The following is a 23189-nucleotide window of genomic DNA, read 5'->3' on the forward strand; positions in this document are numbered from 1 at the left end:
AATCTGTCGTTTTTCGCGACAAGATATAATTTATCATGTTTCGTTTTTGTTGTCAACACTTTTTTTGAAGTGTTTTGTCGAAGTAATTTCGTTTTGATTCGTTCGCTTCTGACAACAGAAATTAATATACCATAGAAAATGGAGAAGGGCAATACTTTTCCACAAAAAAACTAAACAAATTACTTTTTTCATTTTCTTCTTGATAAAGCATTATAGAACTCTCTACATATAGATACTCTATTCCCTTTTCACCAAGAAATTATACCTTTTACAACCATTTATACAATGAATGCTGCTCTCTCATGCCCCCTTCTCTTGTCTCCTGTTATCTATTTCACCAAGAGTACACCATATCAACTGATTCATTCCTTTCCCCCACACTTCTATCATAATTTTCTCTATAGAATAATGCATGCTTGTACATATCTCAAAATATACAACATATATATAGACTAGAACAAACTATTTCGCACTACTTCAACTAATTCTTAATTTAATACAACAAAAAAAGGAGGAACAAAATTGAATCACTTCTATACAATTCGCTTGAACCGGAAGAAAATATTATTAATAACAGCTATTGTTTTCGCAGCAGCAATTCTTATTTGGACGCAAACCTCCTCTATCATGGCTATTTTTACTAAGGATGAACCTGCAGCTCTATCAAAAGGAAATGAAGATTTAGAAGATGTTGCCGTCACCTTTAACATTAGCTGGGGAGAAGAAAAAGTAGAAAGCATCCTTGAAGTATTAGAAAATGAAGATGTACAGGCTACGTTTTTTGTCAGCGGTGAATGGGCTGAGCGTCATCCAGATTTATTGGAAGCTATTTCTGAAGGAGCACATGAAATCGGCCTGCTCGGCTATCGTTACAAAAGTTATTTAGACCAAGAGCCGGAACAAATAAGAAAGGATTTGATAAAAGCACAGGAAGTAATGAATAAATTAGGGTATGAGGATATTCAGCTTCTTCGTACACCACACGGCCATTTAAACGAGGAAATTATTGAACTCGCAGAGGGTATGCAATTTCAGGTTGTTCATTGGAATGTGAATCCGGATGACTGGGAAAACCCTGGAGTAGAAGTAATTATTGATGAGGTTATGAAACAAACAGAAAACGGTGATATCATACTTTTACATGCTTCTGACAGCGCTAAACAAACGGCTGAAGCTCTGGAAACAGTTCTACCGGGCTTAAAAAATAAAGGGTTTGGACTGATTACTATATCTGAGATGATTAACCAGGCAAAAGCAGACGCGGAGCTGATTGATTAACTCATTCTGTCATTTCTGAATGCTGTTTCTTAAAAGATAAAGTTTTATTCACAAATTTAGATCCAGGCAATATGCCGGTCTTTTGAATATAGATTAGTTTGTAAACATTAAACAGGCAGCTCCTTTCTATATAGAAAGGAGCTGCCTGTTTAATTATCATAATAGAAGAAAGAAATCACAATACGGCAGAGCAAAGGAAAGGCCATATAATTATTTATATGAAGTTGCTTTACGCTTTTTTAGTTGAATTTTTTTTAGATTTTGATATAGATGTTTGCCCTTTTTTCGGTTCTTTTTCCACGAAAGGCAACCGATGAAGTGTTAAGATCTGATAAGTGTTACAAACTAATAATGGTACAACCATCAACCAGGCATAATCTATACTGTCCACCATTAATCCGGGTACCCATTCGACCGTTGTAAAAACAATCATGAAAAAAAGTGCAGGAACAAAAGCTGTCGAATTGGTTTCTTTTGCTTTTATCTTTGCAACACTCCATCCAATCACCAGCATCGCTGCTGCAATCAGTATAAACCAATATATCGCTGCATTTCCCTCTGCAGCACGATACGGGAAGTAGATAAGATCAAATAAAACAAAGACAATCAGACCAACCTGTACTGTTGGCCAATACCCTTTAAATAAATTCAGCCCCATCCGATTCACAAATAAATATGCAAAAAAACCAGTCATACTTACTGCCGCAAATGTCAGACCAAGCGCTAAGAAGAAAAGAAATACCCCGAGTAACTCCAATGCATCAAATGGAGACATATATGTAAGATATTCCTCTGGTCGTATAAAAAAGCTTGCAATTAATCCGGCAAGCCCACCAAACCAGAATGCTTTCCAAAAGAAATTAACTAATATTCTTGTGTTCAATTTTTCACCTCCTAAAGAAGTAACCACTCGTATTTTATCATGAAGTGTCCGATTTTTCTTCATTGCTTGTGTATATTTTGTTAAATTATCAAACATATTAAGAGTATATAGATTATGTTCTCATTACAGACCTTCTCATCAAATCGACACTGGAATTGTACCTGTCTTTATTGCTTGAGCAGGCGCTGAAAATTAAAACAGCCCTATCCTTAATGAAAGAATACATGCATGAAAAAAGTTTTTACTTTCTTATTTCGTAAAGAAAGGAGCGTATTTTATGAAACGTCACATATCCATTTTATTCTTAGTCTTATCCATTTTATTTATCTCTGCTTGCGGAAACAATGATGATTCTCATGAAGCAGAGTATGAAACCACTAAAAAGATGGTCATTGATATTCTTCAGACAGAGGAAGGTAAGGAAGCATTAAAGGATTTACTAGCCGATAAAGAATTACAGGAGCTTTTGGTTATAGAATCTGATGAAGTAAAAGAAACTGTAACAAAGGCTATATCATCTGAAGAAAGTAAAGAAAATTGGAAGAAAATGTTCCAAGATCCTGAATTCATACAAACTTATGCGAAGTCCATCTCCGGTGAGCAAAAAAACCTTATGAAGGATCTCATGCATGACAGCCAATTCCAGGAACAAATGATTGAAATATTGAAAAACCCTGAGGTCGATAAGCAGATACTTTCTATTTTGACAAGCCAGGCATTTCGCGCCCATCTTGAAAAAACCATACAAGAAACACTTCAATCTCCGCTATTCCAGGAAAAGATAAACAAGGCTCTAGAAGAAGCTGCAAAGAAAGATTCATCCGGTGGCAGCAGTGAGGAAAGTAACCAAAATTCATCTAACGGCGATGAAAATAGTGATGATTCATCCAGTTAGTACTTGAATAAACTTTCCTGCATATGTATTTCCTCTTTAAAACACGAAAAAGATAGAACGCTGCTGTCAAAACAAGTGTCCTATCTTTTTCTATCTTACCCCTCTAATTTCGCAATAATTTTTGCGGCAATTTTATGATATTCTTTTCCATTAGGATGATCCTCCTGGTAAACAGATGGAGCAAACTCATCCTCTTCTTCATAAGGCTGTTGGAGTGACAACTGGCCAAGAACCTTTGTTTTCAGTACGTCAGCAAGCTTCTTGCCGCCGCCTTTTCCAAAAACGTATTCCTTCTCACCTGTTTTCTTGCTTTCAAAGTACGCCATATTTTCAACAACACCAAGAATCTCATGATCTGTTTTCAAAGCCATTTGTCCCGCACGTGCTGCTACAAAAGCTGCTGTTGGATGCGGTGTAGTAACAATAACCTCTTTACAAGATGGTAAGAGCTCGTGGACATCCATTGCAATATCCCCTGTTCCAGGTGGTAAATCAAGCAATAGATAATCTAATTCTCCCCACTCCACTTCTGTGAAAAAGCTGTTTAACATCTTGCCAAGCATTGGGCCACGCCAGATAATCGGTGAATTATCTTCCACAAAAAAGCCCATGGAGACAACTTTGACACCAAAACGCTCAACAGGAATGATCTTTTCCCCGCGAACAACCGGTCTCTCTTCTATACCCATCATATCCGGTACACTAAAACCATAAATATCCGCATCGATAATTCCTACTTTTTTACCTAAACGCATTAGGGAAACCGCTAAGTTAACGGTTACAGTTGATTTACCAACGCCCCCTTTTCCACTTGCTACAGCAACAAATTGTGTATTGGAAGCACCACTGATTAACGTTTCTTCTTTTGCTTTTTCCGCTTCAGACTGATATTTCTTTATCGTTTCTTCTGGCAGCTGTTCAAATCGCAGCCCTACTGTATTGGCACCATTACGTTTTAAAATACCTACAATCTCTTGCTGCAACTGCATTTGTTCGCCAGTATTCATTTTGGAAATTCCAATTTTCACACTGACATGCTTTTTCTCTTCCTTAATCGTAACGGATTGTATAGCATTTAATTCCTCTAAGCTTCTATGTAAAAAAGGATCCTTTACAGAGTTAAGCAACTCTATAACCTCTTCTTGTATTAACATGTCTTCACCATCCTTATATGAATCTATCCATGAGCTAGTATAACATAAAACAAAACTTCATTCAGGCGGTTTGCTCTTCAACCGGCTGAATGGTAGTTGAGTTAATCAGGAGATGTAGCGTCCGTTTTTCTCCATTTATATTACCTTTTCTTCTCCCTTCCCAGCCGGAGAAATTACGGACGCTCATGCTGTGATAAAACAAAACTTCATTCAGGCGGTTTGCCTGCTTCATATTGAAAGGATATAAGTCAGCAGCAATACAATCAGAAGACGTCTTTAGGCAATACAGCTTAAGCAAATAAAGAGGCTTAATATCAGCCTCTTCATCTCTACACTTATTAAAAGTTTTAAAACAAAAAGATAATACCTTACTCACTCTCTTCTGTCTGCATTTCTTCCGTAACATATCGCAAAATCCCTTCATAAATGCTGGCTGCCATTTGACGCTGATATGTTTCATCCTTTAACTGCTCACGTTCCGTCACATTTGATAAAAACCCGATTTCTACTAATGCACCGGGTACCTCTGCATGCTTTAATAAGTACATATGATCAATAGCAAGCGGCTGTCTATCCGTGTTTTCCAAATTACGGATAATTTCATCCTGAATCATCGTTGCCAGATGCTCCCCCTCTTCATATTTTGGATAATAGAAGGTCTGGGCGCCATGCCACTGACTGGAAGGCAATGCGTTTAAATGGATGGAAATAAAGAATTCCGGCTCTTTTTCATGAATAAATGCTAATCGATTCCGTATGTCCTCCGACTTCCGGTTAGCTAGACCGCTTGTCCCCTCAGAAGCTAAATCAACATCCTCCTCGCGTGTTAAATAAACCAGCGCGCCGTGCTGCATAAGGTAGGATTGAACCATCTTGGATACTGACAATGCAATATCTTTTTCCACTGTCCCGTCTGAGCCCACGGCTCCTCCATCCGGACCGCCGTGCCCGGGATCAATCACAATAACTTTTCCGTTTAATGGCAATGCCCAGGTGGAATTAGAAGAATTAATTGCTTCCCTTGTGGGATACTGTAATAAGAAAATAAGTAAAAATAAACCTAGAAACCAAAAAGCCAGCTTCTTCTTTTTTGACATATCGCTTCGTTCCTTTCTGGCATAAATTTGTATTGCTTACCGCGATTGGAAATGCAAACTTCAAAGAATACCGTTATTTCAATACTGTTTGATACAGCATGTACAACTTTATAAAAATTAAACAGCAAACTCCTTTTATTTAAAATTTATGGGCTTATTGTTAGGTTTATGACTTATCTTTTCTTGTATGCTAAAATAAAAATAAATGTTTTAAACTATTCCTCATGTGATATTGTATATATAGGAATAATGATTCGGAGGTATAATTATGGCTGATTGGATATTAATTTTATTAGGTATTGGAGCTGTTCTGATTGGATTGGGCTTAATGGCAGTAGCTGGTTTTCTATTCCTAAAGCTTGGAGGAGCCGGCAAGCTCATTGCCAGTGCTCAAAAAACTACGGATCAGTTACCAGAGCAGGTAGAGGGAATTACCTCGCAAATAACGGATGTCCTTAAAACAGGTAACGAAACATTGCAGCAGGTCAATCAACAGATCAAGGAATTATCTCCTTTGTTCTATCTGGTTGGTGACGCTGGACGAGCTACACATAATATGACATCATCTGTACTTAAAACGGCAAATCAATTACAGGAAAAAACAGAAGAAGCTAATCTGACAATAGCAAATAAAAATTTGCAGGGAATTTACGGCTTAGCAACTATCGGTTATTTCCTTGTAAAGCTGAACAAGAAATAATGTCATAAAATAAGAAATCCGCTTGGAACCTCGGTTCCAAGCGGATTTCTTATTTCTCTTCTGCAATTCTATTTTCAACTTCCTGCCGTATCTCCTGAAGCTCTGTTGATTTTTGAAAGCCGTCATGATAAAGACGCTGTTCGAAATCACGGAGACGGGTTAATAATGATGGGTTTTCTTCTAAAGACCGTTTCTTTTTCACATATGCACCTGCAGTCCAGCCTAACGCAGCTCCAACAACTGTAGTGGCAACAATCCCGGCTTTATACGCTTTACTGCTCATGTGTATATGCCCGCTTCTCGCGTTTTAAATCTCTTTTTTTCTTTAACCAATAATAACCAAGAGCAACTCCACCATATACACCGCCTAAGTTATTTTTACCTGAAACTTCCTGACCTACCTCTGTTTTTGTTTTCACAGAGCTGGTTACATCTACTAGAGAAGAAGAAAGTTTTCTTGTAGCACTTCCAACATCGCCAACAATATAAAATAGAGGGCTTAATTGCTCCATCTTATCATTTATATCCGCTAAAGCCTGATTACTTTCATGAATAATACTTGTTGTCTCTTTTAAAATGCCATCCAATTGTTCCGGTAATTGCTGAACCGTCTTGTCAACGCCACTTAATACACTTGCTAAGTTATTTAATAAATGACCAATAAAAATAGCTAAAATAACACATGCGACTCCAATAATAATGACGCCAATCCCTATCAATGTCATTTTACTTCCTCCCTCTGCTGATTGACTTTATTCATTTTACTTGCCTGATAGCTCTTATAAATTTGTATCGCTGCTTCGCTCCAAGTGATACCTTTCATCGCCAGGTTTAATTTTTCTTCGAGTTTACCATCATCCAATGCCTGCCGCTTCACTTTATAAGCCTCGTTTAAGCTCTGAACAGAAGTGCCTACATCCTCTAAAGATCCAAAGACACTGTCTGTTGCCTGCAGTTTTTTGTGCGTATCATCAATTAAATGATTCACCTCTTGCAAAGATGTCGAAATTTCAGGTGTAATATGATTCATTTCCTCTTCCATTTTTACAACTGACCTGCCGAGCGAACGAATATTATAGGAAAGTCGATTTAATGTAAATGCTATATAACAGCAAACGACAGCGAACGCGATGGCAATAAGTAAAAGTCCTACAGAAATAATAGGCATATGTAAAAATCCCCTCCTTTTTCATTGCATGTTCAAAAGGATATAATGAACTTGCCGTTTCTTCCAGGCACTTGCCCGCATTTCTTTTATACATTCATTTTTTACCGGACTTTTTGAACAGCCTCTATAGTCAATATTATACCACCTGCCAAAATAAATAAAACGTTTCTTCTCTATAATATTACAAAAACGCAATCAGACTTATGTTTCAAAGCGAATGCAGCGGTTAATTCCATACAACCCTGTCAATACTCCGATTGCTCATTTCATAGAAAACCCTTAGGGCGAATGCGAATATTAGGACGTTCTATTCACCGTACAAACAGGAATTTTATCATTTCTCCCATCCACCAAGATTATTTCTTTTCATTTTCGGGTATAGAGTTCATATACCATTATCTTTTCCTAAACTTTATGAATATATTTATTCCATTTTTCAGGGAATAGCACTAGAATGGAAAAGGTATAAAAATTTATCATTGGAGGCGACTATGGATATAAAACAATTTGGTAAAGAATTTATGAAACGTTTTTCCGAGAATAATACGACACTACTTGCAGCTGCACTTGCTTATTATTTTCTATTAGCCGTCTTCCCGCTTCTTATCGTTGGCTTTGCAATTATTCCCTATTTTAACATAAGCCCGGACGACGCTGTTGGATTTATTGGATCCATCTTACCGCAAGAATTAGCTTCAACCTTCGAAGAAAATATCGTCAGTCTGGTGGAAACACCCCGTGGCGGATTGTTAACCGTGGGGATTTTAGGTACTATCTGGTCTGCATCAAATGGAATTAATGCATTTATTCAAGTCTCAAACCAGGCGTTTGAAGTGGAAGAGACAAGACCGTTCATTAAGGTGCGCGGAACAGCTGTCCTGTTGACTATCGGATTACTTTTAGCAGCAATTTCATCTATCACTCTGCTTGTTTTCGGTGATGTTATTGTTAATTTCTTAATCTCCTTTGTCGGCATCAGTGAAGGAACAGGACTTATTCTGCAAATATCACGTTTAATCATGGTAATTGTAATTGTTACTGCTATCTTATTGGGATTGTATCGTTTTGCTCCAAATAAGAAGCTTCCTTTCAAGCATATTCTGCCAGGTACATTAACAGCAAGTATTCTATGGTTAGTAAGCTCATTTGCTTTTTCTATTTATGTATCTAATTTTGGCAACTACTCAGCTACTTACGGAAGTCTTGGGGGAATTATCATCCTGATGATCTGGTTCTTCTTAACAGGTGTTATCCTCTTGGTAGGGGCCTTGCTAAATAGTATGTATCACCAGAAAAAAGTAGATGATTCCACGGAAGCTAGAGAAGAAACTGCAGCTGGTAAGGAAGAATAATTAAACAAAGCCCTGTCTTTTTATAATGAAGTCAGGGCTTTGTTTTCACTTATAGGAATGTTTCTGCGTCTCTCTAGAAAAAGTCGGCCAGGTATGGATGCTGTTTTTTAGGTAAATACGTGTCCAGCTTTACTATATTATCCAAGTCACCAGAAATAAACGCTTGCTGATATAGCTGCTCCAGCGTTATTTTCCCTAATAAAAGCATTGCTAATTGCTGAATACTCAACGATGCAGTCAAATTCTGTTCTGCCGGATTTTCTGTTTTTTCTATGTGGTGCGTTCCATTTTGAAAATGAATCTGATAAAAACCGCTATTTTCCTCACAAATTTCATCTTTCACTTTAATGGTATAAGTCTCTTCCCTGTCTCCCTGCTTTAAAAATGGATACACCTTTAGAAAAGACTCTACATCTACAATTCTCGTCATAAAATATGGTTTTTGCTCCTGCTTTGCTCTTGGCTCTTCCATAAAAAGCGGAAGTAAATCATCATCTGGGAGCGTCAAGTGTACTTCCTTTGCCATAGAATCATGATTGGAAATAAACTGAAGCAGCCTTTTTTTGCTGTCTGGAGTAATCGCAACCCATTCATCAATATTCATCTTGCTATCTTTTACTTTATAGCGTATATAGCCGTCAACGTTTCCCTTATCATCATAACTAATCGCTGTATTCAGCTCTTTCTTGCTGAAGATTTTATGCTCCCACCAATGATCATCGCGGGCGAGCATACCTGTATACTGCTTCGTGTATTCCTGATAAGCTTCCTTTAAAACGGATTCTTCTCCTGCCTTCATGCGTTGTACATTACCATTTATGCCCTTAAACTTTGGTACGCGCTCCATCGGAATTGTAAACTGCATTTCATTGATTGTCATTTCCCAGCCGAATTTTCTGTAGAATGGAACACTGAATGGTGCCAGATAAGAAACAAGATAGCCTTCTTTTTTCATTTCTCTAATAGCATGGATAAGCAGTTGACGAACAGCCCCCTTCCTCCGATATTCAGGCCATGTGGCAACTGAAGAAATGCCCCCAGTTTTTATGATTTTTCCATGAATACGTGTTTCTAATGGAATAAGATGAACCTTGGCAGCCAGATTTTCTCCCTCCAGCCATCCCCATACCGTTTCATGTTTTTTTGCTTCCTTTTTCTTTTCTATTTCTTCCGGTGCAGGTGTAAATTGAAAGGCAAAAGCGGATAACTCATAAATTTCATCATTTGTGATTGGAATCTGTTGAATCATAACCATCCTCCTCTTTTCGATAAAACTGACTTACTTCTTCTGTTGCCGGTACAGATCAATCGATTTATACCCTTGAGACAAAATATCAAACATCTGCTGTTTACGCTTAGCACGTGTCTTTTGCTGTTTTGCAGAAAATAAAAAACGGGCCCAGTCTTTTTGATAACCTGGTGTCAAACTTTGATAAAATGAAAGTATATCTGGATCATCAGCTAATAATGCTTCAATATCTTTTATATTTTCAGCATAATCCGCCACACGCTGGCTTGCAGAGACTGTTTTCTTCTTTGTTCGCTGCTCGCGTTTTAAGCCAATAACAGTAAATACATCATCCATACGCACCATACGGGAAAATTTCAAATCACTATGAGGTACATAACCTTCCTCGTCCACCTTCATTGCCGGAAAAATCTCATCCCTGTGGATAGACGTGTTATAGCGCTTATTCCCCTTTTTGGGATAGGCAAAAAATAAGTAACCCTTTGGAAGCAGTAACTGGCGTTCTATAACTTCCTTTGTATGTACAACCATCTCATCCAGGGTTTCTACAAAAATAAAAATAGCATCATGCTCTTGCTCAAGTGTCTGGTTTTGTCCTGTAAATATATCATAATCTTTTGGCTGATTGATGACAGCCATGTTTTTGTACTTATTGAGATTTAATTTATCTATAATCGCCACTATATTCACTCCCTGCTTCATCCAAATATATCATTGTGCCTCACTTTTTACCAAGAAGGCCCGTTAATCCTAAAAAAAGCTTTTTTTATTCCTTTTAATTAAATAATGCCTATTCGTTCTTCTCTAATTCTAAATGATTCACAATAAACGGTACCAGTGTATTCATCGGGTTAATAATTTTCTTCGATGTTTTTTCTTCAACTTGCTTAGCTGCATCAACCATGGATAATTGAGCAATGGAAATAATTTTATTGTCTTCCTTCACAGCCTGGTCTAAATATTTGTAAATTTTTTGATTGTATTTTCCCTTTAGCCCCCGCATGATCAAGTCAAACGAATTGCCGATAACCGCAACTTCTAAATCTAAAGATTTTTGATGGTAATCAGCATACTGTTTAAGCCGATCTATTGTTCCTTGAATTGTTGCCGGATTTGTAAAAAGAATTTTCTGGGGCTGCTCTATATTAGAGATAAAAGCAAAGAAAGGCTCGTCGATTTTAATAATTGGAACAGAGATAGAAAGCTGATCTTCCTTTAAAACAGCAATATAGTTTGTACAGGTGATAAGGATAGCATCAACATCACATTGAGCAATCCACTCTATTTGTTCATTCACTCTATTTTGAGCATCTGCTTCTTGAAATTTTTCATCTGAAGTAACTCGATGCATTAATCCTGGATCAGTAAAATGAATCAATTCAATATCATACGCGGAAAATGCCTCATCTATATATCCTATATTTGAATAATGAGCATGTAAGCAGCCTAATCTTTTTCTCAAATTTACCCCATCCCCAACAGATACTTTAAATATAGCTTACAAACTTCTTTCTCACTTATAAAAAAATCCCAGAATCAAAGCTATTTGATTCCAGGACATTCTTTCATTATCAAACACAAGAAACTTTTTTTACATGGCCATTAAAACCATTGAGAGTGGAAGACACCATCTTTATCTTTACGTTCATACGTATGCGCACCAAAGTAATCACGCTGTGCCTGGATTAAGTTAGCAGGCAGATTCTCTGAACGATAGCTGTCATAATAAGCAATTGCACTTGCAAATGTCGGTACTGCCACCCCATGCTGAACTGCTAAAGAAACAACCTTACGAAGAGAAGCTTGGTATCCTTCTACAATTTCTTTGAAATAAGGATCAAGCATAAGGTTTGGTAAATCCTCCTCACGATCATAGGCATCTTTGATTTTTTGCAGGAAGTTTGCACGGATAATACATCCGCCGCGCCAAATCATTGCGATATCACCATATTTCAAGTTCCAGTTATTTGCTTCAGAAGCCGCACGCATTTGTGCAAAGCCTTGTGCGTAAGAAACAATTTTACTCATGTAAAGTGCCTGCCGGATTGCTTCGATAAGCTCTTCCTTGCTCTCTGATACTTCTGCTTTAGCAGGGCCGGAGAGTACTTTGCTTGCATTTACACGTTCTTCTTTTAAGGAAGAAATAAAACGGGCAAACACGGACTCTGTAATTAATGGAAGTGGTACACCTAAGTCCAGTGCGTTTTTGCTTGTCCATTTTCCAGTACCTTTTTGTCCTGCTTTATCAAGAATCACTTCAACCAACGGCTTCCCGGTTTCATCATCGACTTTCGTGAAAATATCTGCAGTAATTTCAATCAGGAAGCTGTCCAGCTCTCCTTTATTCCATTCTTTAAATACTTCATGCAGCTCTTTTGCATCTAAACCGGCAACATTCTTCATTAGATCATATGCCTCAGCGATCAACTGCATATCTCCATATTCAATACCATTATGAACCATTTTCACAAAATGGCCTGCACCATTTGGTCCAATGTAAGTAACACATGGCTCACCATCTACTTTGGCAGAAATAGCTTCAAAGATTGGTGCAACCAGATCATAAGCTTCTTTTTGTCCGCCAGGCATCATAGAAGGCCCCTTGAGAGCTCCTTCTTCCCCGCCGGATACACCAGTTCCAATGAAATGAATACCCGTTTTATCTAATTCTTCGTTACGGCGCATTGTATCTTCATAGAGGGTGTTTCCACCATCAATTAAGACATCGCCATCCTCTAAATATGGCTGCAGGGATGCGATAGTTGCATCTGTTGCAGGGCCAGCTTTCACCATAAGCATAATTCTGCGGGGCTTCTCAAGTGATTGAACGAAATCTTCAATTGTTTTTGCACCATAGAAGTTTTTTCCTTTTGCTTCGTTTTCCATAAAGTGTTCTGTCTTTTCATAGGTGCGGTTAAAAACAGAAACCGCAAAGCCTCGGCTCTCTATATTTAATGCAATATTTTTTCCCATCACGGCTAGACCGATAACACCAATTTCCTGCTTCATATATACTCTTTCCTCTCTGCCTAAAAAATTTAAATTGAATCTTTTCTTATTATAACGGATTTCTTCTGTAGAAACCAACCCTCACGTTTTCTTTTCTTAATAATGAGATAAGTCAGACGAATCAACATGCCAATTCAGACTATACTAGGTTGCTCAAAATTCATAAAAAAATCACCAATCCGCAGCATCACATCAGACTGCGAATTGATGATTTTTTATTCAGATCCTAATCCTTCAGCATCCACAAGGGCCTTGGGGTGGGCAAGGATGATGCGGTTTTCCGCACATAACATGCTGTTCTTTAATATCATTTACAACAGATTCTGTATGAGGAAAATAGTGTTTGTGTGTTGTCATATGTTTGTTAACATTTGTAGTATGACTAGGATGGATATGCTTTACCTCAGTATTAGAAACGTTTGTTTTTACGTATTGCTTTGTTGGAGACACTTGTGTCGGACCTTGTTGCGTAGGTGATACTTGTGGAGCACAAAATTCCGGTTGCATTTGTTGCTGCGGCATTTGCTGCATTGGCATTTGCTGTGACATATTATTGCAATTCCCTTTCATAGAAGCTCCTTGTACCTGTTGGTTCCCCCAGCCTTGATTGAATTGTCCTTGATGATGTTTACTACCTCTCACCGTAAAGGACCTCCTTTCCATTTCTTTAATCTTTCTCTATAGACTATGTACACTCATCATAGTCGGTTTGATATAAAGACCTATTTTTCAGGAATTTCTCCTCTATTCTTATCCATCAAAAAGTCCCTGACAGACGGTAACCCGATTGCCAGGGTATTTTTGATGGGCAGCTTTTTTAAAATACAAACTTACCTTAAAGCATTATTTTTAACAAGGAGCCTTTAAGGTTATTCAAATACTATTTAATCTCATCACTTTTTCAACTGTGCCTCTTTGATAATTACTCCACTTTTCGGAACCGGCGGAATATCATTCATTTCATAGCTTAAATCCTGCTCTGTAAATTCAAAAGAAAGGTTGTTCACGAAAAAATCCAGTGTTGTTTTTAATACATCTATTGTCATCCACTCACCGGCACAACGATGACCGATATTAAATTCTCCTCCACCTTGTGGAATAAAGTTAAACGGCGATTCCTTCCATGCTTGAAATCGTTCTGGTTGAAAGCTATCCGGTCTATCCCAAATATCCGGGTCGTGATTTGTACCGTATAAATCTAATAAGGTTAATGTTCCTTCTTCAAAAGTATATCCATTCCAGTTGAAATCTTCTTTAACTCGCGCAGGAGCAACAGGGAAAAATGGATAGAATCGTCTTACTTCCTGAATAAAATGCTGTATGTCTTCCTCTGAAGCCAATTTTTCCACTTCCTCCGGGTAATCATAAACAGCCAGAAGAACAAAATCAATATACACAGCAATTGCTGTAATTGGGCGCAATAAATTTAATAATTCGACTGCAGCGATTTGAACATCAAGTAATTCACCATCTAAATCACGATGCATTGCAAAATGGTATACCGGGCTATCCTTACTGACCTCTGCAGATTTTTTGCGTATTCTCTCTAACAAGCCCGCTATCCGTTCCTCTGCTTTGGCCCTCGAGCTTCTTGCCTGCCAATGATTCCATCCAACTGTCCCGGCTTCTTCAAACATGTCACTTAATTGATCAGCCCATTCCGGCACATCCGCTTCTTGATAAGGTACTCCCGTCCAGCGTAAGGCGGCTTGCGTTAATATATGTTTTGCCGCTTGATAAATTTGTATTTCCGTATTGGAATGTTGTTTTATTTCCCTCTCCCATTCTTCCCGAATAATAGCAGACATCTCTTCCAGACCTGCCTTTGTCATAAGCGACATAAACATAGCTTTTCGATGGTGATGTTCTGCACCGTCTAATCCTTGAACTCCCCCTTCTCCAAATAATGTCTTTTGAATCCGGCCAGGGGTGGCATCTTTCCGGGAGAACCTGGTATTATCATAAAAAAGCTCTGCCTCTTTCTCACCTACCATACAAATGGTTTTTTCACCTAGAAGTCTTGTTTCAAATATACGTGATTCAAATTTATCCGAGCGATTGGTTACAAAACGATACCCTTCATCTAAAAGCTTCAGCGTATGATCCAGACCTTTGTCTTTTGGCATATGTGTCTCCGACATTTTAATTCACCCTCCATAAATAATATCTCTTAATATTATCGTTCCTTTTTTATTTCCAACTTAAACAAAAAAACCGGAGTCTGGTTTAACAAGTTCCAATCCTGTAAAATAACTGCCTTAATTAGAAAGTAAATAAAGCAGAACAAAAGAAATTAGATTAATTACATTCACACTTGGGAAACTATATACAAGGAAGGTTAAAATTTAGTCAGTTACTGGAGTGATAAGAATGGAATTTTTAACAGGATACTTACCAATCATGATTGGTATTGGTGCTATTCTATTTCTAATAAGTATATTTTTAAAAGAGAAGCGAATCGTACCGCCAATGGTTGTCAGCTCACTCAGTTTGATTTGTATATTCCTCAGTTATTTCTTTGAGGGAAGAGAGGAATCTCTTATAGGTGATATAAGTCTGGCTGCTTTTATCAGCTCCACAGCTGTTCTTATACTGATGGTGATTATTTCCTGGACTCGTACACATCCAAAAAATAAATAATTATTTAAACCTAAAAAAGGCTGCCTCCTCTTGTACACGAGAAGGCAGCCCTTAAATAATTGTTCAAGAAAATTGATTTCATATTACTGATTCCATTTTTTGATTAAATCGTTTAGCTATTTCTTTTCCAATTTCAATTGAGCATGTAGCAGCAGGAGATGGAGCATTCAATACATGCAGACTGTACGCATTTTCTTCAAAATAAAAATCATCCAGCATAGTCCCGTCAGGCTTCATTGCTTGTGCGCGGACTCCAGCTTCCATCGGCCTGATATCCTCTGCATTTAATGAAGGTATTAATTTTTGCGCTTCCTTTACAAATGCTTTTTTACTAAATGAACGATAGTATTCACCGACAGCTTCCCTGATATTTTTTAAGCCCATTCGATAAAGACCGGGGAAGGTGAGGATTTGCGATGTTTCTTTTAAATTAAAACCGATTTTTTGATACGCTTCTTTTTTAAACCCAAGCACTGCATTAGGTCCGACGTCTACCCCGCCGCTAATCATATTTGTAAAATGCACGCCTAAAAATGGTAAATCAGGATTGGGTACCGGATAAATAAGTGTCTCTACATAATGTTCAATACGTTCATCTAATTCAAAATACTCGCCTCGAAATGGAATAATTTGAACATCTGTCTTGATATTAGCCATACGTGCCAGTTTATCACTATATAACCCGGCACAATTAATCAAATAATCTGCTTCATACTTCTCCTGGCTGGTTACTACAGTTATTATCTCTTTCTCAATTTGTATATCTTTTACTTCATTATGTAAACGCAGTTCCCCGCCATTCTCTACGAAAAGCTCTCCATACTTCTCAGTAACCTTTTTAAAATCAACGATTCCTGTATTTTTAACATGTATTCCGCCGACTGTATTTACAAATGGTTCTATTTCTTTAACCTCATCACTATTTAAGAGCTCTACATCTAAACCATTTTCTATTCCTCTTTCATATAACTTATTCATATTTGCGATCTGAGACTCGTCGGTAGCCACAATCACCTTGCCGCATTGATTGTACTTTATATCATGTGTATCGCAGAATTCTACCATCGACTTGGAGCCATTCCGGGCAAATCTTGCTTTATAGGACCCCGGTTTGTAATAGATTCCTGAATGAATCACACCGCTATTATGTCCCGTCTGATGCTTCGCCACCTCTGTTTCTTTATCTACAACAACAATTTTTTTATCCTGATGGATTTTTGATAGCTGATAAGCAGTGCTTAAGCCAATAATTCCTGCTCCAACAATTAGGACATCTACCTTCATTTTACCCCCTCCTGTCTTTTGCCAATTTTTAAATACCACAAGCCTCCGCAACCACTTCCACAATATGCTTTACGGAAATTTCATCAGATAAGCCCTCTCGTTCTACACCTAACTGCATTTGAATATGACAGCCGGGATTGGAAGTAATAATTAATTCGGGCCTTGCCACTTTGACATTTTTCATCTTCATATCTAAAATTTGCATGGATTCCTCGAAGTGCAGGATATTATAAATTCCTGCTGATCCGCAACAGAGCGCTTTATCCTTTAGCTCTATATAGTTTAAGCCAGGAATGCTTTTAATTATTTTTAACGGATCCTCAAACACCTGCTGAACATTTTCCAAATGACATGACGGCTGAAATATGGCATTCTTAGAAACTTCATATTGAAAATTCAAATCCACTATTGCCATCATCTCGGAAATGTCTCTAATCTTTGCCGTAAAATTTACCGCCCGTCGGTGCCACTCTGTACCTTCCTTGAATAGCTTAGGATATTCTTTTAACGTCGCTCCGCATCCACCAATCGTATTTACAATATAATCAAAGTCATATGCTTCATACGCTTCAATATTTTTCTTCGCCAGCTCTACTGTCTGATTATGCTCGCCTGCATGATGCTGCAGGGCACCACAGCATGCTTGCGATGGAATGTTCGTCACTTCCATTCCGTGTCTGCTCAATATTTTGACAGCCAAATCATTAATACGATTGAAAAATACATCCATAATACAGCCTTGAAAGAAACCGACCTGAATTGCCGATTTTCTAAATGGATTGGGCGGATTCTTCAAACGTCTGCTCAACCGTACATCTGGCATTGCTTTATTTAGATCACGATATTTCTCCATTGGATTCAGAAGATTACGACGATTAATCAGACGTTTCACTCCTGAAATTTGATAGGCATATAATCCTTTGTTTACCAGTCTCAGAATCTGTTTGTTCTTAAGAACCACTTTAAATGCAGCCCTTCTTACACCCTTTTCAAAGATCCCCATTTTTTTATTATCTTTCAATACCTCGACTGCTGACATCAGGATGTCTCCATAGCGGACATTCGTTGGGCAGACTGTCTCACAGGCCCGGCAGCCCAGACATAAATCGATACCTTCCCGCATATCCTCTATACCAATCTTCCCCTCGGCAGCCATCTTCACCAAATTGATACGGCCTCTTGGAGAATGCTTTTCCTTTTTGAAAGCCAGATAAGTAGGACATGCAGGCAGGCAATAGCCGCATTGCACACAGTCAAAAGTCGCCTGATAATCTAACTTTTCAATCAATGTTTCAGTCATTTTTTAACACTAACCTTTTCTCTCCCGCTTCCGGGAATATTTTTCCTGGATTCAAGATATTCTTCGGATCAAGTGCTTGTTTAATTGCCTTTTGAAACAGCATACCTGCTTCTCCAACTTCTACAGGGAAGAAAGGTTTTTTCATCGTCCCGATTCCATGCTCACCCGATAACGTTCCGCCTAATTCAATCGCATAACGAAAAATTTCTTCTACTGCATCTTCCACCTTGGAAACTTCTTCTGCATCCCGCATATTGGTATTAATTGTTGGATGAAGGTTGCCGTCTCCCGCATGTCCAAATACAACAATATTCAGATTATACTTTTTCTTCACTTCATCAATTTTCCGAAACATGTCCGGAATCTTGCTAAGGGGAACAGTGGCATCCTCTGATATTTTGGTATAACCGCTTTGGACAATTGCAGGTGAAACTAGTTTCCTCACTTGCCATAGCCTTGCTTCTTCCTCTTTGGTTTTCGCAATCTGCACATTATCTACTTCAATTTCTAAAAGTGCACGCTGAATAACATTTAATTCCTTTGTCAGCGCATCTGGATCTCCGTCCACTTCCACAAGCAGGATTGCTGCAGCTGTTCTAGGTAAATGAAGCCTGGCGTAGTCTTCCACTTTATTTATCGCATTCTGATCAAGGATTTCCATTTTAGATGGTCTTACACCAGATGTTAATATCTTGGAAATAGATTTCCCTGCTGTATATAAGTCATCAAATATAACCATTGCTGTTTTCGTATCCATAGGCTTCGGAATCAGTCTTAATGTTGCTTCTGTAATAATGCCAAGCGTCCCCTCTGAGCCTATTAACAGCTTCGTTAAGTCATAGCCAGTTACATTTTTTACAGTGTTCCCCCCTGTGCGAATGATCTCTCCCTCAGCAGTAACAACTTCCAGACCTAATACAAAGTCCTTTGTCACACCATACTTTACACCGCGGGGGCCACCTGCATTTTCTGCTAAATTCCCTCCAATTGTACAGATAGAAGAAGAGGAAGGATCGGGAGGGTACATTAAATTATGCTCCTCCGCTAGTTGATGAATATCTCCTGTTTTCACACCAGGACTTGCTTTAATTAATAAATCATCCGGGAATATTTCCAGATATTGATTCCATTGTGAAAAATCCATCACAATCCCGGCATGTACAGGCAACGGCCCTCCAGAAAGACTTGTACTCGCTCCTCTAGGATAAATAGGGATTTCATAAGTATTAGCCAATTGGATGATTTCCCGCACTTCTTCCGCCGACATCACCTGAACAACATAGTCAGGCATATATTGGCCAAAGGATGCATCATACCCATAGGACACACGCTCATCAATATCTGTCAGCAGCCGGTCTCCTACGATTTCCGATAATTTTTCTATTATTTTTTCTTTCATCACTAAACCCACCTATATTCTGTCGTCACCTAATTTCCTGCGCATGTTTTGCAGATGTAATCTCATTGCTTCTTTTGCTTCGGCTGCATTTTGAGATTTTATTGCCAGATAGATACGCTCATGCTCACTATAAACTTCTTCTCTTTTTCTGGGTTTACCTACATTAAGCTTCAGTGAATACTCCAAAGCATTTCTGTGCACACGCTCTAAGTTTTGAAAGGTTTGGATAATATAATTATTTTCTGTCGATTGAATAATTGCTTTATGAAAATTATAATCGGCCTTTAACCCAATCGAATATTCATTACTTGTAATTTCTTCAAAATCCTTCAGCGCCAGCTCAATTTCCAGAAGTGCTTTTGGCGTCCGTCTCGCTGCACTGAATCCCGTTGCTTCTACTTCCAGCAGTGCTCTCATTTCCAAAAGATCAAACAACTCTTTTTTTGTAAATTCGCCATACGTATACGCCTTAAATTCATCTGCTGCATCCAGACGCTTGACATAGCTCCCTTTTCCCTGCATAGACTCTACATATCCTACAGAGACCAGCTTACTGATTGCTTCACGAATTGGGACTCTGCTGACATCAAAATATTTTGCCAGTTCATTCTCAGAAGGCAGCTTTTGTCCTTCTGAGTATTCGCCGGTTTTGATCATATTTTCTAACTGGGAAAAAATAATATCAGATAACTTTTCTTTTTTAAACGGTTTCATTCCATCATCCTGCCTCCAAGAGCCGCCTGCTTCTTATAAAATGGAAAGTAAGAACTAATGCAAATAATGCTAATCCAATAATGTCTAATAATTGATTCGTTGAAATCAATAAGAAGGCTACTCCAATTAATAAGATTCTTTCTACTATATTTAATTTTACTCGAATATAGTTGCCGAATCCAACCGCGAGTGCATAGACACCAATAACAGCAGATATAAATGCCTGTGCTAATACAAAGTAATTAATTGGGCCGTCATCCGTCTGTAACAGCAGGATTGGATCATACGCAATAATAATTGGAATAATAAAACCAGGTAATGCCAAACGTAAGGCTGTCCAGGCTGTTTGCATCGGATTCGCTTTCGCAATTCCAGCCCCGGTATATGCAGCCAAAGCTACAGGAGGGGTCACATTAGACATTGCACCATAATAAAACACAAAAAAGTGAGCTGCTAACGGATTGACTCCTACCTGAACAAGTGCTGGAGCAGCTGTTACTGCTACCACAATGTATAAAGCCGTCGATGGTAATCCCAAGCTGAGTACAATACAAGTAATCATAACCAGCATTAATATAATAAACAGATTTCCTCCTGCAAGGTCTGCTACATTATAAGCAAGCATGGAACCTACACCACTCATGGATACAACGGCGATAATAATACCTACAGAAGCACAAGCGATAGCAACTTGGACCGAGTTTTTAGCTCCGTCGACAAGTGCTTCAAAAAACTTAGAGATAGTAATTCTGTTCGTTTTATCCTTGGTTAAATAAGAAGTAACAATTGTAGCAATAATTCCGGCAAACCCGGCAAAAATTGCTGTTCTTCCTAATAGAAGCACTCCCATGACAACAACAATAGGCAGAAGTAATGCTCCTCTTTCCAATAACACTTTCTTGATATCTGGAATATTGTCTTTGCTGATACCTTTCAACCCAAGCTTCTTCGCCTCTGTGTCAATTGCAAATACTAAGGCAATAAAATATAGCAGGGATGGCAGAATACTGGCTAAAACAATTGCTGTATAAGGAATCCCCAAAAACCCTGCCATAATAAATGCAGCAGCTCCCATAATAGGCGGCATCAGCATGCCCCCAGTAGAAGCAGCAGCTTCTACTCCACCAGCAAATCTTGGCTTTAGCCCGATACTTTTCATTAACGGGATGGTAAACGCACCCGTTGTTGCCACATTGGCTACAGCACTTCCGTTTAATGATCCTGTCAGCGCACTTGTAATAACAGCAACCTGTGCAGGACCGCCCCGACGCTGCCCGGCAATCGCCAGCGCCAAATCATTAAACAAATTACTTGCACCGCTCACTGTAAGGAATGAACCAAATAAGATAAACAATACTATATAAGTAGAAGCAATGGATAACGTACTGCCAAAAATCCCGTCAGATGTCATGTAAATCCGGTATAGCAGCCTTTCGAATGTAAAGCCTGAATGAGCAAAATCAATAGGGAAATATGCACCATAGACCCCATAAAGCAAAGCTAAGACACTTAAAATCGGAATAAACCAGCCAATAGATCGCCGTGTTATCTCAAACAATATCAAAATACATAAAACTGCAAATACGTAATCTATTGTATTCGCCTGCGAAAGCCGGTCTACATGGAGATTTGTGTATGTTACGGTAATGTAGCCAATTGAAATAATTGAAAGGAAAATCATAATAACATCAATCGATGATATTTTCCCGGTCTTATTTTTGTTTGATGGATGCAGTAAAAAACCCATGACAAAAATTAAAATTAAAAATAGGGTATTTCTATAAAACTCCTGAATGTTTAAATAGCTGGATGTCAGCAAAACAAAGATAGACAATATAATCCCGACAATAGCAATGATTTTGTTACGCAATGATTTACGGTCTATAACCGGCTCTTCTTTTAAGCTTTTTTCTACATCTACCTTTTTTGCCTGCGCGTTCCCCATTAATTCCCCTCCTCCCTTAACTCTTCTGGCTTAAGATGATCTTCAATCTCTACACCCTGTTCTTCAAAATAGCGGTAAGTACCAGGATGAAGCGGAGTATTCAAACCTTCCAATGCTGTCTCCACCTGCATTTCCCGGGCTGAATTATGAATGTTAATCATGTATTCACGATTTTCAAATAGTATTTTTGTTAAGTTATAAACTAATTCTTCATCCATGTCCGAGGTTGTCACTAATACATTAGGCTGGGCAATTGTTTCTATATCTTCTTCCTGCCTTGGATAGGTACCTGCTTCAATTGTATAGCGGTACCAGGTATTGACGATGCCATTAATATCAGCCATTTGTTCATCAGTAACATCTAAAATGGCTGCATTCAATCCACTTGCATACATATCTGTAATTGCAGACACCGGCACACCTGCCGGAAGAGAGCCGCCATTTAGCCTGCCATCTCTCATTGAAGAAATGGTATCGTCATATCCAAGGTATTCTGTTCTAATATCACTTTTATCAAGTCCTATACCCTCCATCATTGTTACTGTAGACTGCTCTGTTCCACTTGCCTGAGGGCCGACAGAGAATGACCTCCCATCGATATCAGAGATATCACCTGACTCTACGAAATTCTCCATTAATACAAAGTGTTCTACATTTGGCCAAATCATCCCTACAGCACGAAGCTCCTCATACTGATTTCCTTCATAAATACCGCTTCCTTCTGCCGCCTGTGTAGAGAGCAACCCCTGGAGTATAGCAAAATCAGCTTCTCCGTTTCGGAGTAAATCAATATTCTCTACAGAACCCGCCGATGCCTGCCCATTAAATTTTATGTTCTCATCCCGGTAATGTTCTGTCCAAAGCTGCCCCATTCCAACACCAATCGGATAATATGTACCTCCAGTAGTTCCTGTTGCTATGTTGTAAATTTCTTTCTTCTCAAAATTACATCCGGATAAAACAAAGGTAAAAATAAGTACTGCAAATAAAAATATCTTACTGCCCTTCATTCAAACACCTCTTTGTATGCGCTTTCAAGTTAACTTGTAATACAATATTACAACATTGAACATTCTGTGACAATACTTTTATGTAAAATTCTGATAAATATTTTAAAATTTG

The 23189-nt window shown here is 38.4% G+C and carries 24 protein-coding genes; 5 read left to right on the top strand and 19 right to left on the bottom strand.

Annotated features, from left to right (window positions below; all coding sequences use genetic code 11):
- The first annotated feature begins 522 nt into the window (after positions 1-522).
- Positions 523-1278 carry a polysaccharide deacetylase family sporulation protein PdaB gene (gene pdaB, locus OSO01_RS15805; protein WP_147211440.1) on the top strand — a complete coding sequence of 252 codons (756 nt, stop codon included), beginning with the start codon at positions 523-525 and terminating at the stop codon, positions 1276-1278.
- 229 nt (positions 1279-1507) lie between these two features.
- Here the strand turns inward: pdaB and OSO01_RS15810 are convergent, their stop codons facing one another.
- On the bottom strand, positions 1508-2161 hold the full coding sequence (locus tag OSO01_RS15810) for a KinB-signaling pathway activation protein (RefSeq protein ID WP_147211441.1): 654 nt from the start codon (positions 2159-2161) through the stop codon (positions 1508-1510).
- A 277-nt stretch (positions 2162-2438) separates the two neighbouring features.
- Between OSO01_RS15810 and gerD the strand changes: the two genes are divergently transcribed.
- Positions 2439-3056: a spore germination lipoprotein GerD gene (gerD, locus tag OSO01_RS15815; RefSeq protein ID WP_147211442.1), complete on the top strand. Its 618-nt coding sequence runs from the start codon at positions 2439-2441 to the stop codon at positions 3054-3056.
- Between the two features lie 95 nt (positions 3057-3151).
- Here gerD and salA read toward each other — a convergent pair whose 3' ends face one another.
- The 3 genes from salA to cwlD all read right to left on the bottom strand — a co-directional run bounded on the left by salA (position 3152) and on the right by cwlD (position 5307).
- Positions 3152-4210: an iron-sulfur carrier protein/transcriptional regulator SalA gene (salA, locus tag OSO01_RS15820; protein ID WP_147211443.1), complete on the bottom strand. Its 1059-nt coding sequence runs from the start codon at positions 4208-4210 to the stop codon at positions 3152-3154.
- Positions 4211-4271: 61 nt separating this feature from the next.
- On the bottom strand, positions 4272-4586 hold the full coding sequence (locus OSO01_RS15825) for a hypothetical protein (protein WP_147211444.1): 315 nt from the start codon (positions 4584-4586) through the stop codon (positions 4272-4274).
- Positions 4579-5307: an N-acetylmuramoyl-L-alanine amidase CwlD gene (gene cwlD / locus OSO01_RS15830; protein WP_147211445.1), complete on the bottom strand. Its 729-nt coding sequence runs from the start codon at positions 5305-5307 to the stop codon at positions 4579-4581. The genes OSO01_RS15825 and cwlD overlap by 8 nt, the downstream gene beginning before the upstream one ends.
- Positions 5308-5575: 268 nt before the next feature.
- Between cwlD and OSO01_RS15835 the strand changes: the two genes are divergently transcribed.
- Positions 5576-6007: a DUF948 domain-containing protein gene (locus OSO01_RS15835; RefSeq protein ID WP_147211446.1), complete on the top strand. Its 432-nt coding sequence runs from the start codon at positions 5576-5578 to the stop codon at positions 6005-6007.
- A gap of 49 nt (positions 6008-6056) precedes the next feature.
- On the opposite strand, the gene OSO01_RS15840 is transcribed toward OSO01_RS15835, so the two are convergent.
- Genes OSO01_RS15840 through OSO01_RS15850 form a run of 3 tightly spaced genes read right to left on the bottom strand, consistent with a single transcriptional unit; the run spans position 6057 to position 7175 of the window.
- Positions 6057-6290, bottom strand: a complete 234-nt coding sequence (locus OSO01_RS15840; RefSeq protein WP_147211447.1) for a hypothetical protein — start codon at positions 6288-6290, stop codon at positions 6057-6059.
- Positions 6280-6732: a DUF948 domain-containing protein gene (locus OSO01_RS15845; protein WP_147211448.1), complete on the bottom strand. Its 453-nt coding sequence runs from the start codon at positions 6730-6732 to the stop codon at positions 6280-6282. Before OSO01_RS15845 ends, OSO01_RS15840 begins: the two co-directional genes overlap by 11 nt.
- On the bottom strand, positions 6729-7175 hold the full coding sequence (locus OSO01_RS15850) for a DUF948 domain-containing protein (RefSeq protein WP_147211449.1): 447 nt from the start codon (positions 7173-7175) through the stop codon (positions 6729-6731). The genes OSO01_RS15845 and OSO01_RS15850 overlap by 4 nt, the downstream gene beginning before the upstream one ends.
- A gap of 491 nt (positions 7176-7666) precedes the next feature.
- Between OSO01_RS15850 and OSO01_RS15855 the strand changes: the two genes are divergently transcribed.
- Positions 7667-8527 carry a YihY/virulence factor BrkB family protein gene (locus OSO01_RS15855; protein ID WP_147211450.1) on the top strand — a complete coding sequence of 287 codons (861 nt, stop codon included), beginning with the start codon at positions 7667-7669 and terminating at the stop codon, positions 8525-8527.
- A 73-nt stretch (positions 8528-8600) separates the two neighbouring features.
- Here the strand turns inward: OSO01_RS15855 and OSO01_RS15860 are convergent, their stop codons facing one another.
- The 6 genes from OSO01_RS15860 to cypC all read right to left on the bottom strand — a co-directional run bounded on the left by OSO01_RS15860 (position 8601) and on the right by cypC (position 14926).
- Positions 8601-9776, bottom strand: a complete 1176-nt coding sequence (locus OSO01_RS15860) for a GNAT family N-acetyltransferase (RefSeq protein ID WP_147211451.1) — start codon at positions 9774-9776, stop codon at positions 8601-8603.
- Positions 9777-9806: 30 nt separating this feature from the next.
- Positions 9807-10457, bottom strand: a complete 651-nt coding sequence (locus tag OSO01_RS15865; protein WP_147211452.1) for a YdeI/OmpD-associated family protein — start codon at positions 10455-10457, stop codon at positions 9807-9809.
- 109 nt (positions 10458-10566) lie between these two features.
- Positions 10567-11238, bottom strand: a complete 672-nt coding sequence (locus OSO01_RS15870) for a hypothetical protein (RefSeq protein ID WP_147211453.1) — start codon at positions 11236-11238, stop codon at positions 10567-10569.
- Positions 11239-11378: 140 nt separating this feature from the next.
- Positions 11379-12785 carry an NADP-dependent phosphogluconate dehydrogenase gene (gene gnd / locus OSO01_RS15875; RefSeq protein ID WP_147211454.1) on the bottom strand — a complete coding sequence of 469 codons (1407 nt, stop codon included), beginning with the start codon at positions 12783-12785 and terminating at the stop codon, positions 11379-11381.
- 234 nt (positions 12786-13019) lie between these two features.
- Positions 13020-13427, bottom strand: a complete 408-nt coding sequence (locus OSO01_RS15880) for a CotD family spore coat protein (protein WP_371863307.1) — start codon at positions 13425-13427, stop codon at positions 13020-13022.
- Positions 13428-13678: 251 nt separating this feature from the next.
- Positions 13679-14926: a CYP152 family fatty-acid peroxygenase CypC gene (gene cypC / locus OSO01_RS15885; RefSeq protein ID WP_147211455.1), complete on the bottom strand. Its 1248-nt coding sequence runs from the start codon at positions 14924-14926 to the stop codon at positions 13679-13681.
- A 229-nt stretch (positions 14927-15155) separates the two neighbouring features.
- Here cypC and OSO01_RS15890 point away from each other — a divergent pair, with 229 nt between their 5' ends.
- Positions 15156-15425 (top strand): YesK family protein, encoded by a 270-nt coding sequence (locus tag OSO01_RS15890; protein WP_147211456.1) that lies wholly within the window; start codon positions 15156-15158, stop codon positions 15423-15425.
- A gap of 78 nt (positions 15426-15503) precedes the next feature.
- Here the strand turns inward: OSO01_RS15890 and lhgD are convergent, their stop codons facing one another.
- From lhgD to OSO01_RS15920, 6 genes are read right to left on the bottom strand one after another with little or no spacing between them, the layout of a single operon-like run.
- Positions 15504-16709: an L-2-hydroxyglutarate dehydrogenase gene (gene lhgD, locus OSO01_RS15895; protein ID WP_147211457.1), complete on the bottom strand. Its 1206-nt coding sequence runs from the start codon at positions 16707-16709 to the stop codon at positions 15504-15506.
- A 28-nt stretch (positions 16710-16737) separates the two neighbouring features.
- Complete coding sequence (locus OSO01_RS15900) at positions 16738-18009, bottom strand: (Fe-S)-binding protein (RefSeq protein ID WP_147211458.1); 1272 nt, start codon at positions 18007-18009, stop codon at positions 16738-16740.
- A complete protein-coding gene (locus tag OSO01_RS15905) occupies positions 18002-19408 on the bottom strand; it encodes an FAD-binding oxidoreductase (protein WP_147211459.1) in 1407 nt (468 codons plus the stop codon). The genes OSO01_RS15900 and OSO01_RS15905 overlap by 8 nt, the downstream gene beginning before the upstream one ends.
- Positions 19409-19420: 12 nt before the next feature.
- Positions 19421-20122 (bottom strand): FadR/GntR family transcriptional regulator, encoded by a 702-nt coding sequence (locus OSO01_RS15910; RefSeq protein WP_147211460.1) that lies wholly within the window; start codon positions 20120-20122, stop codon positions 19421-19423.
- Positions 20123-20126: 4 nt separating this feature from the next.
- Positions 20127-22067: a TRAP transporter permease gene (locus OSO01_RS15915; protein ID WP_147211461.1), complete on the bottom strand. Its 1941-nt coding sequence runs from the start codon at positions 22065-22067 to the stop codon at positions 20127-20129.
- Positions 22067-23077, bottom strand: a complete 1011-nt coding sequence (locus OSO01_RS15920) for a TAXI family TRAP transporter solute-binding subunit (RefSeq protein ID WP_147211462.1) — start codon at positions 23075-23077, stop codon at positions 22067-22069. The genes OSO01_RS15915 and OSO01_RS15920 overlap by 1 nt, the downstream gene beginning before the upstream one ends.
- Positions 23078-23189 lie beyond the last annotated feature (112 nt).

Origin of the sequence: Oceanobacillus sojae, from assembly GCF_007991515.1 — a bacterium.
Classification (GTDB): Bacteria; Bacillota; Bacilli; order Bacillales; family Amphibacillaceae; genus Oceanobacillus; species Oceanobacillus sojae.

What these genes read in the sequence shown, in the direction of transcription:
- gerD (WP_147211442.1), top strand. Translation starts at nt 2,439, where the DNA reads ATGAAACGTCACATATCCATTTTATTCTTAGTCTTATCCATTTTATTT.
- salA (WP_147211443.1), bottom strand. Translation starts at nt 4,210, where the DNA reads ATGTTAATACAAGAAGAGGTTATAGAGTTGCTTAACTCTGTAAAGGAT.
- cwlD (WP_147211445.1), bottom strand. Translation starts at nt 5,307, where the DNA reads ATGTCAAAAAAGAAGAAGCTGGCTTTTTGGTTTCTAGGTTTATTTTTA.
- OSO01_RS15835 (WP_147211446.1), top strand. Translation starts at nt 5,576, where the DNA reads ATGGCTGATTGGATATTAATTTTATTAGGTATTGGAGCTGTTCTGATT.
- OSO01_RS15840 (WP_147211447.1), bottom strand. Translation starts at nt 6,290, where the DNA reads ATGAGCAGTAAAGCGTATAAAGCCGGGATTGTTGCCACTACAGTTGTT.
- OSO01_RS15845 (WP_147211448.1), bottom strand. Translation starts at nt 6,732, where the DNA reads ATGACATTGATAGGGATTGGCGTCATTATTATTGGAGTCGCATGTGTT.
- OSO01_RS15850 (WP_147211449.1), bottom strand. Translation starts at nt 7,175, where the DNA reads ATGCCTATTATTTCTGTAGGACTTTTACTTATTGCCATCGCGTTCGCT.
- OSO01_RS15855 (WP_147211450.1), top strand. Translation starts at nt 7,667, where the DNA reads ATGGATATAAAACAATTTGGTAAAGAATTTATGAAACGTTTTTCCGAG.
- OSO01_RS15860 (WP_147211451.1), bottom strand. Translation starts at nt 9,776, where the DNA reads ATGATTCAACAGATTCCAATCACAAATGATGAAATTTATGAGTTATCC.
- gnd (WP_147211454.1), bottom strand. Translation starts at nt 12,785, where the DNA reads ATGAAGCAGGAAATTGGTGTTATCGGTCTAGCCGTGATGGGAAAAAAT.
- cypC (WP_147211455.1), bottom strand. Translation starts at nt 14,926, where the DNA reads ATGTCGGAGACACATATGCCAAAAGACAAAGGTCTGGATCATACGCTG.
- OSO01_RS15890 (WP_147211456.1), top strand. Translation starts at nt 15,156, where the DNA reads ATGGAATTTTTAACAGGATACTTACCAATCATGATTGGTATTGGTGCT.
- lhgD (WP_147211457.1), bottom strand. Translation starts at nt 16,709, where the DNA reads ATGAAGGTAGATGTCCTAATTGTTGGAGCAGGAATTATTGGCTTAAGC.
- OSO01_RS15900 (WP_147211458.1), bottom strand. Translation starts at nt 18,009, where the DNA reads ATGACTGAAACATTGATTGAAAAGTTAGATTATCAGGCGACTTTTGAC.
- OSO01_RS15905 (WP_147211459.1), bottom strand. Translation starts at nt 19,408, where the DNA reads ATGAAAGAAAAAATAATAGAAAAATTATCGGAAATCGTAGGAGACCGG.
- OSO01_RS15910 (WP_147211460.1), bottom strand. Translation starts at nt 20,122, where the DNA reads ATGAAACCGTTTAAAAAAGAAAAGTTATCTGATATTATTTTTTCCCAG.
- OSO01_RS15915 (WP_147211461.1), bottom strand. Translation starts at nt 22,067, where the DNA reads ATGGGGAACGCGCAGGCAAAAAAGGTAGATGTAGAAAAAAGCTTAAAA.
- OSO01_RS15920 (WP_147211462.1), bottom strand. Translation starts at nt 23,077, where the DNA reads ATGAAGGGCAGTAAGATATTTTTATTTGCAGTACTTATTTTTACCTTT.